Source organism: Streptomyces sp. NPDC093261, from assembly GCF_044753645.1.
Lineage (GTDB): Bacteria > Actinomycetota > Actinomycetes > Streptomycetales > Streptomycetaceae > Streptomyces.
Genome location: NZ_JBIVNO010000026.1, coordinates 43,551 through 57,952 on the forward strand (window position 1 = coordinate 43,551; position 14,402 = coordinate 57,952).

Consider the following 14,402-nt stretch of genomic DNA (forward strand, 5'->3'; position numbering starts at 1 on the left):
CGGATCACCAATAGTGTCGGCGGCCGGCGACTGCGTGCCCCATGGAGCCCATGATCCACAAAATCGCGCCGATGACCGCCAGGATGATCCCGATTGTCCACAGGATCGATATCCCGGTGACGAATCCGACGACGAGCAGGATTATGCCAAGGAGGAGCATGATCGCCTCCTGCCGTAGTAGTACTGCTTCCACTATGGACCGCAGCGCCCGGCTGGGGAAGTACCGGCGTCTGCTGCCCGGGCTCCAAGGCGTGACCGCGGGACGAATCCTTGGTCCCACGCCGGTGGATGGCTCAGGCACCGGCCATCTGCGCACGTCACGGGTGCCCAATGCGCAGACACCGTTGGTGTCGGTGCTGCCTGCGGCCTGCGGCCCGCTGCCCCCATGGCTTCCCCCGGGGACACAGTGCTGCACGGAGAGAATTGCAGCAGACACCGTCAGCGACAGGTCACAGGCGGGCCACTCATTCACCCCACCGCGGCGGCCCTGTTCTCTACGCCCCCTCCGGGCACGGTGTGCAGCACTTCACCGGGGCGACCGGGGACGCCGTGCCGGCAAAAGCCCGCCTCCACCCGGTCCAGTCAGAAACCGAAGTGTGCCGAGACGGGTACTCGAAAGCCACTCTTTCCCGAACCGCGATGGACCCCGTTTGTCCGCGGGCAGCTCAGGCAGGTGTGGCGCAGAATTGACGCCCCCACAGCGTGGGGTGGCCATCGCGGTGATCGTGTGTCCGACCCAGCGCAGCGCCAAGGCCGCGAGGGGCATGATCCGCTCATGCGCATACGACGAGAGATCCGCTGGGTTCTGTGGGGACTGTGGCTCGCCTGTCTGGTGTTCGCAATCTGGTTCTGCGCGGAGGTGATCGTGCTGTTCCTGCAGGCCGAGTCCTGGTGATGCTGCCGAGGGGGGGACTTGCGTCCAGCTCGACCAGTGGCGAAGCCGTATGCACGAGGGGTTCGATGAGCAAGCCCTCCTGTAACTGCAGGAGGAGAGCGCGGGCGCCGGATCAGTGAACAGTGTCGCCGAAGCCGAAATGGTCATCATGCCTCCTGGGTTGCCTGTGGTGTGCCGGGGCGCGAGGCGCGGAGGTCACCGGCCGACGGGTCGTCGGGCGCACCCACCATGCGCGGAGCAGAGCCCGCGAGTGGGGTGGTGTCGAGGTACCTGACCTCGTAGACCCGCTCGCTGAACCTCCAGCCGTCCGCGGTGCGCCGGTAGCGGTCGTGGTAGATGGCGTAGTTGAGTCCCTGGCGGCCATCCCGCGCACGAGCGATCTCCTGCATGTAGGCGCGGCCGGTCGCCGTGTCACCGTCGATGCGGATCGCTCCCGGATGCGTGTTCTGCACGAAGAAGTCCCACTGCTCCTGGAGCCGCTCGCCACCCGTGCGGATCTCCTCCGGGCCGATCAACTCGATGGAGACGTTGGGCATCCGTAGCACGCCGTCCGGCGTGAACAGCTTCGCGAGGCGGACGCCGTCGCGCATCATCGCCGCGTCGGTGAACTCACCGCGCAGTGCCTCGATCTCGACGCGGTCGACGATTGCCTGAAAGTCGCTCATCGGCTTCCTTTCGTTCCGTATGCCGGGTACGACAACGCAGTAGCCGTTCGGAAGGTGCGTCTGTCGGGTACGACAACGCGGCCAGTCGGAATGTGAGGCGACGGGACGGACCTCACGACCCCGACGCCAGCGTGATCGCCGGCAGCGGCGGCCTGGTCGGCGCCCTGCTGCGTCCCATCGCGGGTCGCACGGAAGCGCGGAAGCGCGGTCAACAGCTTTCAGCCGTCCGCTCGGAGCGTCACGGCCGGCCTCGGGACGCAAACCCCTCTACGCGCGGCAGTCAACGGGCCTGGCGTCGCCAGATCGAGGGGCTGACGCCCCGGGCGCGCTTGAACGCCACACTGAAAGCGAAGGGATCGTCGTATCCCACTGCGTGAGCCACGGCAGCGACGGTCGCCTCGGTGTTACGGAGCAGGTCCGCCCCCAACGTCATCCGCCAGCCGGTGAGGTAGGTAAGCGGGGGTTCCCCGACCATCGCGGTGAAGCGAGCGGCGAAAGCGGCCCGCGACATACCGACCTCGGCGGCCAACTCGGCGACCCTCCACCGGCGGGCGGGAGCCTCGTGCAGCAGTCGAAGCGCGACGCCGACCGCGGGATCGGCCAGCGCCTGGTACCAGGCGGGCCCTCCCTCCGCTCTGGCGCACCATGCCCGCAACGCCAGCACGAGCACGAGGTCCAGCGCCCGGTCGAGGACAGTGTCCTGACCCGGCTCGTCGCGGGCGGCCTCCGTGGCAAGGAGATCCAGTGCCGCCCGGGTCGCGGGCCCGGAGGGCACGACTGCCAAGGGCGGGAGCATGCCCAGCAGGCGCTCCCCCACGTCGCCGCGGAGTTCGTAGGCGCCCCGGAGCATGATCGTGGCCCCGGGCAAACCGTCGCCGTAAGTACGGGGGCCCAGGCTTCGGGCAATGCCCGGTGCCGCTTCGTTCCCGTCGACGACGTGTTTGTTCCGCCCGTGGATCACAGCCTGAGGTGGGGTGGAGAGCGCGTCGGCGATCGTGTAACGGCCAGGTCCGGTGATGAGGGCGATGTCCCCGGCCGTGAGGCGTATCGGTGCAGCGCCCGCCTCGTCGAACCGGACGCAGGCGTGGCCGGCGAGCGTCGTCACGACCGTCAGCGGTGGAGTGTCGGCGAAGGTCAGCGCCCACGGAGGACGCTGGATCAGCTGCCTGACCAACGCGTTCCTGGCACGGGCCCGGTGCAGCAGATCGCTCAGGACATCCACATCCCCACGCTAGACGATCACAAAGGTCGTTTCGACGTTCTCTCATGGAACGTCTACGCGCCCATGGAGTTGTCTGGACGGCATGAAGAACATCCTCATCCTCGGTGGCACCGGCAAGACCGGCAGCCGCATCGCCCGGCGCCTGAAGGCCGCCGGCCGGCCCGTCCGCACGGCGTCCCGCACCAGTGCCGACATCCCCTTCGACCTGGACAACCCCTCCACTTGGGAGCACGCGCTCGCCGGCGTCACCGCCGCCTACCTGGTGGAGCCCAACCTGCGGATGAGCAAGGACCGCCAGGCGCGCATCCCCCAGTTCGTGACCGAGGCTGTGACCGCGGGCGTACGGCGGCTGGTGCTGCTGTCCGCCCCGCGCGCCGGTGAAACGGCTCACCCCCTGCACGCCGCCGAGCAGGCCGTGCGCGGCTCGGGCGTCGACTGGGCCATCCTGCGCCCGAACTGGTTTTCACAGAACTTCAGCGAGGGCCCCTGGCTGCCTGGGATCCTCGCCGGAACCCTGGCTCTGCCCACCGGCGGCGGCCGCACCCCGTTCGTCGACGCCGAGGACATCGCCGAGGTCGCGGCATCGGCGCTGACCGAAGACCGCCACAGCGGCCACACCTACGAGCTGACCGGTCCACGGGCGATCGGCTTCGGTGAGGCGGCGCACCTCATCGCCGAGGCCACCGGACGCACGATCCGACACACCGACATCGATCCCGATGTCTTCGTCCAGCGCCAGGTCGCGGCAGGCGTCTCATCCGATGTCGCGCGACTGCTCGCCGACGTCCTCGCGGCCATCGGCGACGGCTCGGGGGCCGCGCTCTCCGACGGCGTGGAACGAGCCCTCGGCCGACCGCCCCGGGCTTTTGAGGACTTCGTCGCCCAGGCCGCCGCCGCAGGCCACTGGACCTGAGGCTCCCCCGGCGCCTCCACGTCGACGTTGAGCCCCGAAGTCACCGGCCAAAGCGCTCACCGGGCCGACTGACGGCTTCTGACCGCACCTCCGTGATGGCTACGGCTGACCTCTTGTCACGGTCTACGGCTTGAAACCGTGCAAGCCTGTGGTCGACGCGCAGGGGGCGTACGCATCGTCGGACGCGCACGCCCCAGGGGTCCGGCGCGAGTTCGCGGCTAGTGACGTCCGGCTGCCGTGCGGCGGCGCGCCGCGAACAGCACGCCGGCGCCGGCGGCGAGCACCACGGCGGCCGACCCGGCGATCACAGTGGCGTCGCTGCCGCCACCGGTCTCAGCGAGTTTGGTCCCCGTGACGGGCGAGGACGCGGACGTGGCGGGAACCGGGGACGTCGAGGTGGCCGGCGTGGCAGCCGGAGACGGCGGCGTCGCGGTGGCGGTCGGCGACATCGAAGGGGCCGGGGTGGCCGGGGTGCCGGACGAGTGGGAGCCGCCGGCCACACAGGGGGTGTCCGGGGAGATCGGCAGGTTCGTCAGCGGCTCTTCGACGAGGTTGCCCGCCGTCACGTAGATGTTCCACTGGTACCCCTGGAGCCACGGCACCAGGATCGTCGTGCTCGCACCTGCCGCGGTGGGGTGGCCGATGTGCCCGGTGCCGACGGTCTCGCCGTCGCTGCCGACCGCCATCCGCATCCGCACGGTGATGTCCGCGGGCGTGCCGGAGGGATCCTTGTCCGTCACCGTGATGGCGGCCCGGGCCTCGCCCGTACTGGTGTCGCAGGTCGCCGTTGCGGTGAAGTCGCTGATGCTGCAGGCGTAGGCGTCACCGGAGGCCAGGAGCACGGCAGCTGTTGCGGCCGCAGCGGCAGCGGTGGCGGCGCGCGTGAATGTCACGGGTCCCTCCCAGAGAGCGCTTCCACGAGGGGTATCCGGATCCGGGACCCCTCTCGCCGCGGGCGCACACCCGCGGAAGGCTTCGAGGGGCAGGGCCCGGTCGAAGCGGCTCATCATTGCATCCCGGCGATCAGCCAACGCACCGCCCCCCTTACCTTCTCTGTGGCCCCGCAGTGGGGCTCCCGGCCTCTGGAGCCGGCATGACTGTCCCCCTCGAACGGATGGCCCTGGGGTGGTGTCACCCGCTCCGAGGCGGCGACGGACCGCCGATCAGGGGCATGCCCACCGCTCTACGTGGATGGCAGGGAAGCCCCCATGGTCCAGGCCACCCCGGCGACCCCGCACTTCACGGGCAATTGGGCCGGGTCGGCCATGGGGTACGACCTGTCGAACGACGCCGCGGCCCTGGACTGGTTCGCACACCTCACGCCCGCGCAACTGGCGCAGGTCGAGTTCGACTATCCCGCCGGCAACGGCGCGTGGACCGACTCGAAGTGCGCGGTCGCACGGCTGTCCGGCAGCACGCTGGTCATGGACCAGCCCTGCTGGACCAACGTCACCGACATCGCCCCGTTCAGCCAGGGCAGCGGCGGCCCGCCGTCGATGTCCACCTCGCAGCCGCCGGCCAGGATCCAGGGCGCCCGGGGCTTTCTGACGAGCGGTCAGTGGTTCCTGGACAGCTCCACCGACACGCTCTACGACGGCTGCACGTACGACCCGACTCCCACCGCCACGCCGGCCCGGTGATCAAGGATCACTGCACCCCTGACCCGAAGACCGTGCAGACGGACCAGGTCGGGACGAACGATATTCACACCAGGGTGCGTTTCGCGGTGTGCCAGGGTCCGTTGTCGAGGACGACGTGAATGTTCTTGCCGGGCGGCAGGAGCCTGTCGAGGTGGTGGAGAAACTCGGTGAAGGCCTATGGGCGATCCATGCCCGGTCCGTCGGCCATCAGGGGAGCCAAGGCCGCGATGTCCTGTCGGCCACCAAAGGGCGGGGTAGTTAGCGCGGCCCCTTGTGCGGAGCGCACGCCTTCGGGTGGAACCGCAGCGGATGTCGAGCCGTCAGCCCAATACGACACGAAGGTTCAGCGTCACTAATTGCGTTTGCGTGTTTACCCCACCGTGTACGGTGACACTTGCTCGCATCCCAGTAGGCAATCACTGCCAGAAAGGAAACGGTCATGCCTATTTCAAAATGGTGTCTGGTGGCCGCCACTTCGGTGCTCGCACTGTCAAATAGCGGATGCTACGCCGCTGCGTCCTCGAACCCCCAGGCTCAGGACAATACGGGAGGAGGGACCTACGACGTAGTCCACCTCCACGGGGAGATGACACAGAACAAGAGGCTCAACGATGGAGATCGAACAACCGGGGTAGGCAATCAGGTCCTCATCACCGAAAGGCTCTTCCGCAACGGGAAAAAGGACGGTTTTTCGGCGACAATGTGCACCCAGGTCGGAGGGTCGTTGAATCCTACCCCAGCGAGTCCGACCACTCAGCTGTGTTCAGGCGTTTACAACCTTAGCAATGGGCAGGTGACCTGGCAAAACACGCTCTCCGTCACGCGTCAGGGGACTCCACCGCCATGGAAAACGGCTATCACCGGCGGCACGGGTGCGTATGAAAATGCTCGCGGCTACGTTCTTGTTAACGGGGCGGCCCGGAACTACACACTCTATCTCCTTCGAACGTCCCGTTCGTGAAAGCGCGAGGCCAAGGGCTGTCCCGTAACTGCCGGTCGCGGGTGAGATGATCTTGTCGTGGCTCGTGATCACGGCTTCGGAGCCGTCCTGGACAGCTCCGTTCACCGGGCTGAGCCCCCGTCAGTTCGGCGAGTGGTCACCCCGCTTGCGGCGTGAGGGTGCGAACCGCGCTCGTTCCTTGCGGACGATCAACCGCATGCCCTTCGGCCGGCCGTCCAGCAGCTTGCCGGTGACCTCGGCGGCCCAGGCCCCGTCGCGGACCGTGCCGTCGGCCTCGACGGCCTTGGCGCCCAGGCCACGCCGGGATCTTCGCAAAGTGCTGGTGAATCTGTTCGGTGATGACCATGCCGACCGAGTAGGACAGCCATCGTGCTTTCTGCTTTCTTGGCCACCAGTCGGACAGCCCGCCTTGGGTAGGCGCGAGGCCAATTGACCCGATCAGCCGTCAGTTCTTCTTCAGCTCCTCGGCGAGCATCACAATGATGCCGCTGGGCCCGCGGACGTACGTGAGCTTGTAGACGTCCTCATAGGTGGCCACGCCCCGAAGCGGACGGCATCCGTGCTTTGCGGCTGCCTCAAGGGCTTTGTCGATGTCGTCGACCGAGAAGGCGACGCGATGCATGCCAATCTCGTTGGGACGAGTGGGCTTCGACTCGATCGCTTCGGGGTGGATGTACTCGAAGAGCTCGAGGCGACCGTGACCGTCTGGCGTCTGGAGCATCGCAATCTTGGCGTGATTGCCATCAAGGCCGACGGCGGTGTCGGTCCACTCACCACTGACCGTGTCACGGCCGACGACCGTGAGGCCGAGGTCGGTGAAAAAGGAGATCGCCGCTTCGAGGTCGCGAACGGAGATGCCGACGTTCTCAAGTCTGATGGCCATGCGTTGCATGCTATCGAGCCGGGCCGATCGGGTGCTCCCGGCAAGGACGCAGCCGAGTGCCAGGGCACCGTCGAGGTCGACCGCGACCTGTCCACCGGCCTCCGGAGCGTGTTGGTAACCGACGGCCATCCGGACCGGATGGCCGTCAAGGGGTGGCAGCCAGGGGGTGGCAGGACCTCACTCCCGCCGCTCCTTCGCCTGTCCTGCCTTCACGTCGGCCGCATACCGGTCCACGTACTCCTGGCCCGACAGCCGCAAGATCGCGTATGTGATCTCGTCGGTGACCGCCCGCAGCACCGGCTTCTGGTCCGCCACACCCGCAAAGCGCGAGAAGTCCAGCGGTTCCCCGAAACGGATCGTGACCGGCCTGAGCCTTGGCAGGACACGCCCCGCGGGCCGGATCTCGAAGGACCCCACCATCGCGCACGGAACCACCGGAACCTGCGCAGCCAGTGCCATCACCGCCACCCCGACCTTGCCCTTGTACAGCCGGCCGTCCGGGGAACGCGTGCCCTCCGGATAGATCGCGAGCACCTCTCCCTTCGCCAGCGTCCCCAGCCCCTCCCGGAGCGCCCCCTGCCCCGCGGCTCTGCCCGACCTGTCCAGCGAAATCTGCCCGGCACCGCGGAGAACGAGCGCGGTCAGCCGGCCCATGAGACCCGGCGCCGTGAAGTACTCCACCTTGGCCAAGAACGTGACGCGCCGTTTCAGGACCGCGGGCATGAGAAGGGGGTCCGCGAAGGACAGGTGATTTCCGGCAACGATCACCGCGCCCTCCGCCGGAACGTGCTCCAGCCCCTCGGCCCTCGGCCGGAACAACAGCCGAAGCAACGGCCCCAGAAGGATGTACTTGAGCACGCAATAAAACACGAGCGGGCTCCCCACTACCGAATCGGCCCCCCGCTAAGTCTCCCGCGGACACATCCTCCTCGCCCACGCCGACCGCACAGCCCCCGGCCGGTGGCGGCTCGCCAGTCACGCACCGGCCTGGCCCCGGGCAAGCCACCCGACGGCCGGGGCACTGAAGCTGCCGTGGCCGGCCAGAGCGGCCCCTCACCCACATCTCCGCCGTCCGAGCGCCGTCCCTCAGCCGGGGAGAAAGCCCGCCGGCTGCTTGCCGCGGGCCTACGCCGCCCGCGTCGCTGTCAGCCCTGGGGCGCGCTCGCGTGTCCAGGCGCGTCGGATGTCGTGTGCGACAGGGTGGAAATCGGGTCGTGCATCGAGTGGCGGGGGCTCAGGAGTCTGCGCCTCCGGATGCGGACTCCTGCCCGGGCGGCGTCTGCCAGGGGACCTGCCGCGCGCTCAGGTCGGAACGGATACGCCGGGCGAGCCTTGTGGTGTCGTAGTGATTCAGCAAGGCGCCGATGGCCGCTCCGACCATGAAGGGCGTCAGCGTGGGGATCTTGCGGACGGCGAGCGTGAGGAGCCGTCGCCGCAGTTCCTTTCTGACCCGGACGCTGAGCATGAGATTGACCGCGGAGGTCGGCTGCGTGATGTTCAGGCCGTGCCCTTCCGTCCACTCCGCGAGATACAGTGCGGCGCGCTGTCGAGTGGTTCCGGTCGCAGGCAGACCGTATACCTCGTGAAGTTCGGCGATGAGCTTCAGCTCGACGGACGCCGTCCCGAGGATGCCTGCGGCGAGCTCGGCGGGCATCGCCGGAGGAGTGGGCAACGCCGCGGCAGAACCCACGCCCGCTCCGATGACCTCGGTGCCCCGCACCGCCCCGCTGACCAGGCGATCGGCAATCTCCTCCGGGCCCAGACCGGGGAAGTGCCGACGCAACGTGTCCAGATCGCGGACCCGGACATGCGAAACCGCCTCGATCAGCTGCTCAGCGACAGCGGGGGAGGCCAGTGACCAACCATGGGTCCGCACCTCGGGCGACATGGCACCCTCCCGTCCGGCGGCGCTGTTCGACGGCCTCCTGCCTCACCGGTACCCGGTGGGGCTGCATCGATTCGCGCGGGCCGCGGCGCGAGTACTTCCCGCCTTCCCGCCCGGCCCCGTGGGTCTTCCGGCCGTACCAAGGACCGGAATCACCTCCGCAAGGAGGGAGGGGCCGCTCAGTCGGCCAGAGCGGTCAACTGAACCAGTCAGTGACTTCTCCGTGGCGAAGTCAAGCGCTCGGGGCCTGTGCCCGGCGCCCGGCGGGGCTGACGTTGATCAGCGGGCGGGGAAGGAAGTCATGGCAAGATCCCACTGGTCGGCCGCGCGAACCCGCGCGACTGTATCCACCTGGGTTCCTGCCCGAAGTGACCTCCGATGGTCCGGGCGAACGGTCGGGAGGGAAATCGTGATTCTCTCGGCTCGCCTCGGCGCCGGGGACTACGGTCGCGAGCATGGTCGAACACGATGCCCTCAGTGTCACCCGCGAGGCCTACGACGCTGCTGCCCCCATGTATGCGCAGCGGTTCCGCGAGGAGTTGCGTGACAGGCCCCTGGACCGCGCGATCTTGAGTGCCTTCGCCGAGGTCGTGAGGGCGAGTGGGGTCCGTCAGGTCGCGGACCTGGGGTGTGGGCCTGGTCATATCACCGCTCACCTGGATGAGTTGGGGCTGGCGCCGTTTGGCGTCGACGCCTCTTCCATGATGATCGAGTTGGCTCGACGGGCCTATCCGGGTCTGCGGTTCGACGTGGGCTCGATGGCCGCGTTGAACATCGCTGACGGCATGCTGGGCGGCGTACTCTCACGTTGGTCCATCATCCACACTCCGCCGCAGGAACTCCCCGCCATCCTGGCGGAGTTCCACCGTGTGCTGGCACCTGGCGGCCACCTTCTGGTCGGCTTTTCGGCCAGCGATGATCCGTCTCAGCCGACGCAGGTGTTCGATCACACCGTCGCGCCGGCCTATCGGTGGTCGCCGGGCCACCTCGCCGGGATGCTGCGCAAGGCCGGGTTGGCCGAGGTAGCCCGGATGGTGCGCGAGCCTCAGCCCACCGACCGACGGCAGTTCCAGGAGATACACCTGCTCGCCCGCAAATCCGAGGCAGGAGCCGCCCGGTCAAACGCATGACCGTACGCCAGCCGCCGGACGGGGAGCCGTCAGGCTCCGGCGTGTTGGGCCTGTGCCGCGCGGGGGCCTTGGGCGAAATGATCAGGCCCTCGCTTCGATGGCAGGCCGGGAAGCAAAGGATTCCGCTGCGCTGGTGCGGGCGACGGCCTGGTCGAAAGTGAGAAGGCTGGGACAGCCACTCCGCCGCCGACCGGACCGCCGAGTACCCGGCCGCTTCACCGTATGGGCGTGTCCGTTGCCCCCGTGGGGAATTCCTCGACGCCGAGCACCCGCAGCAGTTGCAGCCGCTCGCGGGTCTCGGCGTCCCCCGGGGTGAAGCACCAGCAGATGCTGACGCTGGTCGGGAGTGACCAGGGTCTCGCAGTCCATCACCCGGCGGCCCACCCTCGGGTGCAGCAGGGTCTTACGGTCGGCGCGCCGGACCGCCACCTCGTGCTCGGCCCAGAGCCGGCGGAAGTCGGCGCTCGCGGCGTGCAACCGGTCGACGAGTCCAGCGACCGTGGGGTCGCCAGACCGGCGGCCGGCGGCCGCGCGCAGGTCGGCCACGAGCTGACGGGCGCGGTGCTCCTGCTCCGCGGCTGGGCAGACGGCGCGGGCAGCGGGGTCGGTGAACCATCGGTATACGACATAGCGCCGGTCACCGGAGAAGCCGGTGTGGTCGCCCGTCAGCAGGGTGGCTGCCCGGTTCTGGGCGAGGACCTCGCCCAGGTCGGACAACACCAGGGTTGGGGTGTCGCCGAGCAGGTCGAGCATGCGCATCAGGCCGGCGCGGGCCAGGCCGGCCGCCCCCTCGGCGGGCGGGGGCTGGTGACCGGCCAGGTGGAACAGGTGGTCGCGCTCGTCCTCGGACAGGCGCAACGCCCGGGCCAGCGCGCCGAGCAGCTGGGTCGAGGGCTGACTGCTGCGGCCCTGCTCCAGGCGCACGACGTAGTCCACCGACATGCCGGCGAGCATGGCCACCTCTTCCCGGCGCAGGCCGCTGATGCGGCGCCGGGGGCCGTCGGTGATGCCGACCTCGGCCGGGCGGATCGCCTCGCGGCGGCGGCGCAGGAAATCGGCGAGCTGGTCGCGTTGCATGACCCCATGGTCCCTCGCGGCAGGCGAGCCGATCCACCTGAGGCGCCGTTGATGAGCAGGGTGCTGCCGCTCCCCACGCCGAGCTGGTCAAGCGCGCGTGTGGCCGTCTCGATGGCGGCCGGCAGCGCGGCAGCGCCGGCGAAGTCGAGCGACGGCGGGATCGGCGCATAGTAAGACAGCACCGCCAGCTCGGCCTGGGCCGCCCCCTCGGTGGAGAAGCCGAACACGCGATCGCCGACGGCCACGTTCGCTACGCCCTCGCCGAGCTCGTCGACGACGCCCGCGGCCTCGTGGCCCATGGTCTGCGGGAGTTCGCGATCCATCAGGCCCTTGCGCTTCTTCCAGTCGCTCGGGTTGACGCCGGCCGCTCGCACCGCGATCCGAACCTGGCCGGGACCCGGATGCGGATCGGGAAGATCCACGATCTCGAGGACCTCCGGGCCCCCGAACTCGTAGAAACGGACTGCCTTCATCATGCGCTCCGATCTCGACTCGGGACGTCGCACTTGCTGCGCGTTCGAGAGTGCACGCTGTTCACCGCGAGCACCCTACGTAACATCTCATTCGGCGCTGTCACGCAGTTGGTGCGGTGTTCGCGGACGACATCGGCGTCGAGCGGCGGACGGTGGGCAACCGCGCTACACCGCCGGCCGGCGGCCGAAGGAGCGTCGCAAGGAGGGGGTGTCGCGGCTCATCTCTGGGCAAGTGCTCCCGCCGAGTCGAGTCCATCAGCGAGCATGAGGCATGCGCCCAGATGGCTGGCACCTCACAGAAGACATCGACGAATTTCTCAGCCGAGCCGGAGACTTCCTGCGCTCGCGCCCGGTTCTGCACAACACGCCGCTGACAGTGCTCGAGAAACTGCGAACACGCGGTGCGGACGCCTACGGCGCCGAAGCCACCCTCTTCGGCCGACTGGAGTCAGGGGGCGAGGTCCGCGCCATCTTTTACCGAACTCCGCGCGGCCGCCTGACCCTCACCCCCCTCTCCCGTCAGCAGGCCGACACCCTCGCCGACCATGTGGCCGACCTCGGCCACCCCTTCTCCGGCGTCACTGCGGACCACGACACCGCCACCGCTTTCGCCGAGGCCTGGCAGCGGCACTCGGGCGCAGCGCCGGTACGCGACTGGCGGGGCCGTCTCTACCGACTCGGCACGCTCACCCCGCCGGAGCCGGTTCCAGCGGGCCGGGGCCGACTCGTGGGCGAGCAGGACCATGAGCACCTCATGCGTTGGTGCCGCGAGTTCGCCGCGGACGTCGGAGAAGTCGTCTCCATCGATGCCGCTTCCTGGGCCGGCACACGCTTCGCCGAGAAGCGCTACACCTTCTGGGAGACCCCGGACGGCACGCCCGTCTCCATGGCGGGCGTGAACCCGATGGTCGCCGGCCAGGTCCGGGTGGACCCCGTCTACACCCCAGCCCACCTCCGGGGCCGCGGCTACGCGGGCGCTGTGACGGTCGAGGTGAGCCGGGCCGCGCTGGCCGCCGGCGCGACGGACGTCGTCCTGTTCACGAACCCGGACAACCCCACCAGCAACGCCCTCTACCAGCGCATCGGATACGTCCCGGTCACCGACTTCACCGGCTACAAGCTGAGTCCGCGAGACGTCCCCTCCCGACCTGCCAGGACCGGGAGTTCCATCGGGAGGAGCAGGGCGTACGAGGCACGCTGACCGCCTGGCAACCGGCCCCCGACTCATCACCGGTCAAGTGCACAAGGCGGCTGAGCCTCGTGCGGCAGGCAGGCAGGCAGGCCGGCAGGCCGGCAGGCCAAAAGGTGGCTTCCCAGGTGTGCACGGCCGAGTGGGAGGGCGGGGCGGGGGTACCGGTCAGTCGTATGCCCCGTGGCCGGGTGGAGCCGGTCAGTTCCACGGGACCGGGCCGCGAGTGGCTGCGCAGTGAGGAAGGTGAGGACGTGCGTCTGCGTCACAGTCGTCCCTGCGAGCCGGGCTACTCGCGGAGACGTCGCGGCCGCGGGTTCCAGTACGTCGATGCCTCCGGGCACGTCCTGTCGGACGCATCGGAAGTGGAGCGGATCAAGGAGCTGACGATCCCACCCGCGTGGCGGGACGTATGGATCTGCCGTCATGCGCATGGTCACCTGCAGGCCGTCGGCATCGATGCTGCGGGGCGCCGCCAGTATCTGTACCACCCCCAGTTCCGGGCCCAACAGGAGGAGGCCAAGCACGACCATGTCCTGGAGGTCGCCGACGCGCTGCCTTCCCTGCGTGAGGCCGTGGAGGCGCACCTGAGCGGGCGCGGACTGAGCCGCGAACGCGTGCTGGCCACCGCGGCGCGCCTACTCGATCTCGGCTTCTTTCGGATCGGCAGCCAGCGATACGCGGATCTCCACCAGACCTTCGGCCTGACCACCCTCCTCCGTGAGCACGCCAGGACCTCGCGGGGCCGCATCATCTTCACCTACCCCGCCAAACACGGCCGAGAGCTGATACAGGCCGTGGGCGACGACGCCACCCTGCGGGCGCTCACCGCCCTGCTGCGTCGGCGCGGCGGCAGCGACCGGCTTCTCGCCTACTGGCAGCCCCCGTCGTGGCACGACGTCTCCGGCGACGACCTCAACTCCTATCTCAGGGACGTCAGCGGCGTGGAGATCACCGCGAAGGACTTCCGCACCTGGCACGCCACGGTTCTGGTCTCCGTGGCCCTGGCGGTCTCGGAACCTGCGGCCCGCGGCGAGACCCGGCGCCGTAGGGCGGTGGCCCGCGCGGTCAAGGAGGTGGCGCGGTACCTGGGCAACACGCCGGCGGTCTGTCGCTCCTCCTACATCAACCCGCGGGTGATCGAGTTGTTCGAGGAGGGCATCACCCTCGCGCGGTGCCTCGACCGGCTCGGGGAGGAAGCGGCGTTCGGCGTTCCGGCCACCCAGGGGGCGATCGAGCGGGCCGTCCTCTACATGATCAGAACGGGTCGGCCTCCAGCGGAGAGTGACATCGCCGAATGCCCTACGGGCACAGCGGAGGGAGCGGCGCGGAACGATCTGGTGGTCGTGCGGGGCGGTGGTGAGCAGGGCAAGATGTCCGGGGCCGTGGTGGGCCGCTCTCCCCGGGTGGCGAGGCGATGACGACGGGGACGCGCGGCGACCGGTGTCCGTCGGAACCCGGGTAAGGCG

The 14,402-nt window shown here is 69.1% G+C and carries 12 protein-coding genes and 3 pseudogenes; 5 read left to right on the forward strand and 10 right to left on the reverse strand.

The window, feature by feature from the left end; translation table 11 throughout:
- Positions 1 to 4: 4 nt before the first annotated feature.
- From ACIP94_RS34530 to ACIP94_RS34540, 3 genes are all read right to left on the reverse strand, one after another.
- Positions 5 to 160, reverse strand: coding sequence for a DUF6131 family protein (locus ACIP94_RS34530; protein WP_086173352.1), 156 nt, complete (start codon positions 158 to 160; stop codon positions 5 to 7).
- An 881-nt stretch (positions 161 to 1,041) separates the two neighbouring features.
- Entirely contained in the window at positions 1,042 to 1,560 is a 519-nt protein-coding gene (locus ACIP94_RS34535) for a nuclear transport factor 2 family protein (protein WP_402434728.1), read from the reverse strand.
- A 280-nt stretch (positions 1,561 to 1,840) separates the two neighbouring features.
- A complete protein-coding gene (locus tag ACIP94_RS34540; RefSeq protein ID WP_402434731.1) occupies positions 1,841 to 2,782 on the reverse strand; it encodes a cupin domain-containing protein in 942 nt (313 codons plus the stop codon).
- A gap of 82 nt (positions 2,783 to 2,864) precedes the next feature.
- Between ACIP94_RS34540 and ACIP94_RS34545 the strand changes: the two genes are divergently transcribed.
- Complete coding sequence (locus ACIP94_RS34545; RefSeq protein WP_402434734.1) at positions 2,865 to 3,695, forward strand: NAD(P)H-binding protein; 831 nt, start codon at positions 2,865 to 2,867, stop codon at positions 3,693 to 3,695.
- A 218-nt stretch (positions 3,696 to 3,913) separates the two neighbouring features.
- Here ACIP94_RS34545 and ACIP94_RS34550 read toward each other — a convergent pair whose 3' ends face one another.
- Positions 3,914 to 4,588 (reverse strand): LAETG motif-containing sortase-dependent surface protein, encoded by a 675-nt coding sequence (locus tag ACIP94_RS34550; protein ID WP_402434737.1) that lies wholly within the window; start codon positions 4,586 to 4,588, stop codon positions 3,914 to 3,916.
- Positions 4,589 to 4,903: 315 nt separating this feature from the next.
- Here ACIP94_RS34550 and ACIP94_RS34555 point away from each other — a divergent pair, with 315 nt between their 5' ends.
- Positions 4,904 to 5,335 carry a hypothetical protein gene (locus ACIP94_RS34555; RefSeq protein WP_402434740.1) on the forward strand — a complete coding sequence of 144 codons (432 nt, stop codon included), beginning with the start codon at positions 4,904 to 4,906 and terminating at the stop codon, positions 5,333 to 5,335.
- A gap of 1,132 nt (positions 5,336 to 6,467) precedes the next feature.
- On the opposite strand, the pseudogene ACIP94_RS34560 reads toward ACIP94_RS34555, so the two are convergent.
- From ACIP94_RS34560 to ACIP94_RS34575, 4 genes and pseudogenes are all read right to left on the reverse strand, one after another.
- Positions 6,468 to 6,705 (reverse strand): annotated as a pseudogene (locus tag ACIP94_RS34560) (IS1380 family transposase); the annotation flags it as partial.
- A gap of 36 nt (positions 6,706 to 6,741) precedes the next feature.
- A complete protein-coding gene (locus ACIP94_RS34565) occupies positions 6,742 to 7,179 on the reverse strand; it encodes a VOC family protein (RefSeq protein ID WP_402434743.1) in 438 nt (145 codons plus the stop codon).
- Between the two features lie 177 nt (positions 7,180 to 7,356).
- A complete protein-coding gene (locus tag ACIP94_RS34570) occupies positions 7,357 to 8,049 on the reverse strand; it encodes a lysophospholipid acyltransferase family protein (RefSeq protein ID WP_402434865.1) in 693 nt (230 codons plus the stop codon).
- 364 nt (positions 8,050 to 8,413) lie between these two features.
- Entirely contained in the window at positions 8,414 to 9,067 is a 654-nt protein-coding gene (locus tag ACIP94_RS34575; protein WP_402434746.1) for a hypothetical protein, read from the reverse strand.
- A 452-nt stretch (positions 9,068 to 9,519) separates the two neighbouring features.
- Here ACIP94_RS34575 and ACIP94_RS34580 point away from each other — a divergent pair, with 452 nt between their 5' ends.
- Entirely contained in the window at positions 9,520 to 10,194 is a 675-nt protein-coding gene (locus tag ACIP94_RS34580) for a class I SAM-dependent methyltransferase (RefSeq protein WP_402434749.1), read from the forward strand.
- A 215-nt stretch (positions 10,195 to 10,409) separates the two neighbouring features.
- On the opposite strand, the pseudogene ACIP94_RS34585 reads toward ACIP94_RS34580, so the two are convergent.
- Both ACIP94_RS34585 and ACIP94_RS34590 read right to left on the reverse strand, forming a co-directional pair.
- A pseudogene (locus ACIP94_RS34585) lies at positions 10,410 to 11,271 on the reverse strand (helix-turn-helix transcriptional regulator).
- Between the two features lie 26 nt (positions 11,272 to 11,297).
- Positions 11,298 to 11,744, reverse strand: a pseudogene (locus ACIP94_RS34590) (alcohol dehydrogenase catalytic domain-containing protein); the annotation flags it as partial.
- 271 nt (positions 11,745 to 12,015) lie between these two features.
- On the opposite strand from ACIP94_RS34590, the gene ACIP94_RS34595 reads away from it, so the two are divergent.
- Both ACIP94_RS34595 and ACIP94_RS34600 read left to right on the forward strand, forming a co-directional pair.
- Entirely contained in the window at positions 12,016 to 12,945 is a 930-nt protein-coding gene (locus ACIP94_RS34595; protein WP_402434752.1) for a GNAT family N-acetyltransferase, read from the forward strand.
- A gap of 242 nt (positions 12,946 to 13,187) precedes the next feature.
- Positions 13,188 to 14,354 carry a DNA topoisomerase IB gene (locus ACIP94_RS34600; protein WP_402434755.1) on the forward strand — a complete coding sequence of 389 codons (1,167 nt, stop codon included), beginning with the start codon at positions 13,188 to 13,190 and terminating at the stop codon, positions 14,352 to 14,354.
- Positions 14,355 to 14,402 lie beyond the last annotated feature (48 nt).

What these genes read in the sequence shown, in the direction of transcription:
- ACIP94_RS34530 (WP_086173352.1), bottom strand. Translation starts at nt 160, where the DNA reads ATGCTCCTCCTTGGCATAATCCTGCTCGTCGTCGGATTCGTCACCGGG.
- ACIP94_RS34555 (WP_402434740.1), top strand. Translation starts at nt 4,904, where the DNA reads ATGGTCCAGGCCACCCCGGCGACCCCGCACTTCACGGGCAATTGGGCC.
- ACIP94_RS34565 (WP_402434743.1), bottom strand. Translation starts at nt 7,179, where the DNA reads ATGGCCATCAGACTTGAGAACGTCGGCATCTCCGTTCGCGACCTCGAA.
- ACIP94_RS34575 (WP_402434746.1), bottom strand. Translation starts at nt 9,067, where the DNA reads ATGTCGCCCGAGGTGCGGACCCATGGTTGGTCACTGGCCTCCCCCGCT.
- ACIP94_RS34535 (WP_402434728.1), bottom strand. Translation starts at nt 1,560, where the DNA reads ATGAGCGACTTTCAGGCAATCGTCGACCGCGTCGAGATCGAGGCACTG.
- ACIP94_RS34545 (WP_402434734.1), top strand. Translation starts at nt 2,865, where the DNA reads ATGAAGAACATCCTCATCCTCGGTGGCACCGGCAAGACCGGCAGCCGC.
- ACIP94_RS34595 (WP_402434752.1), top strand. Translation starts at nt 12,016, where the DNA reads ATGCGCCCAGATGGCTGGCACCTCACAGAAGACATCGACGAATTTCTC.
- ACIP94_RS34580 (WP_402434749.1), top strand. Translation starts at nt 9,520, where the DNA reads ATGGTCGAACACGATGCCCTCAGTGTCACCCGCGAGGCCTACGACGCT.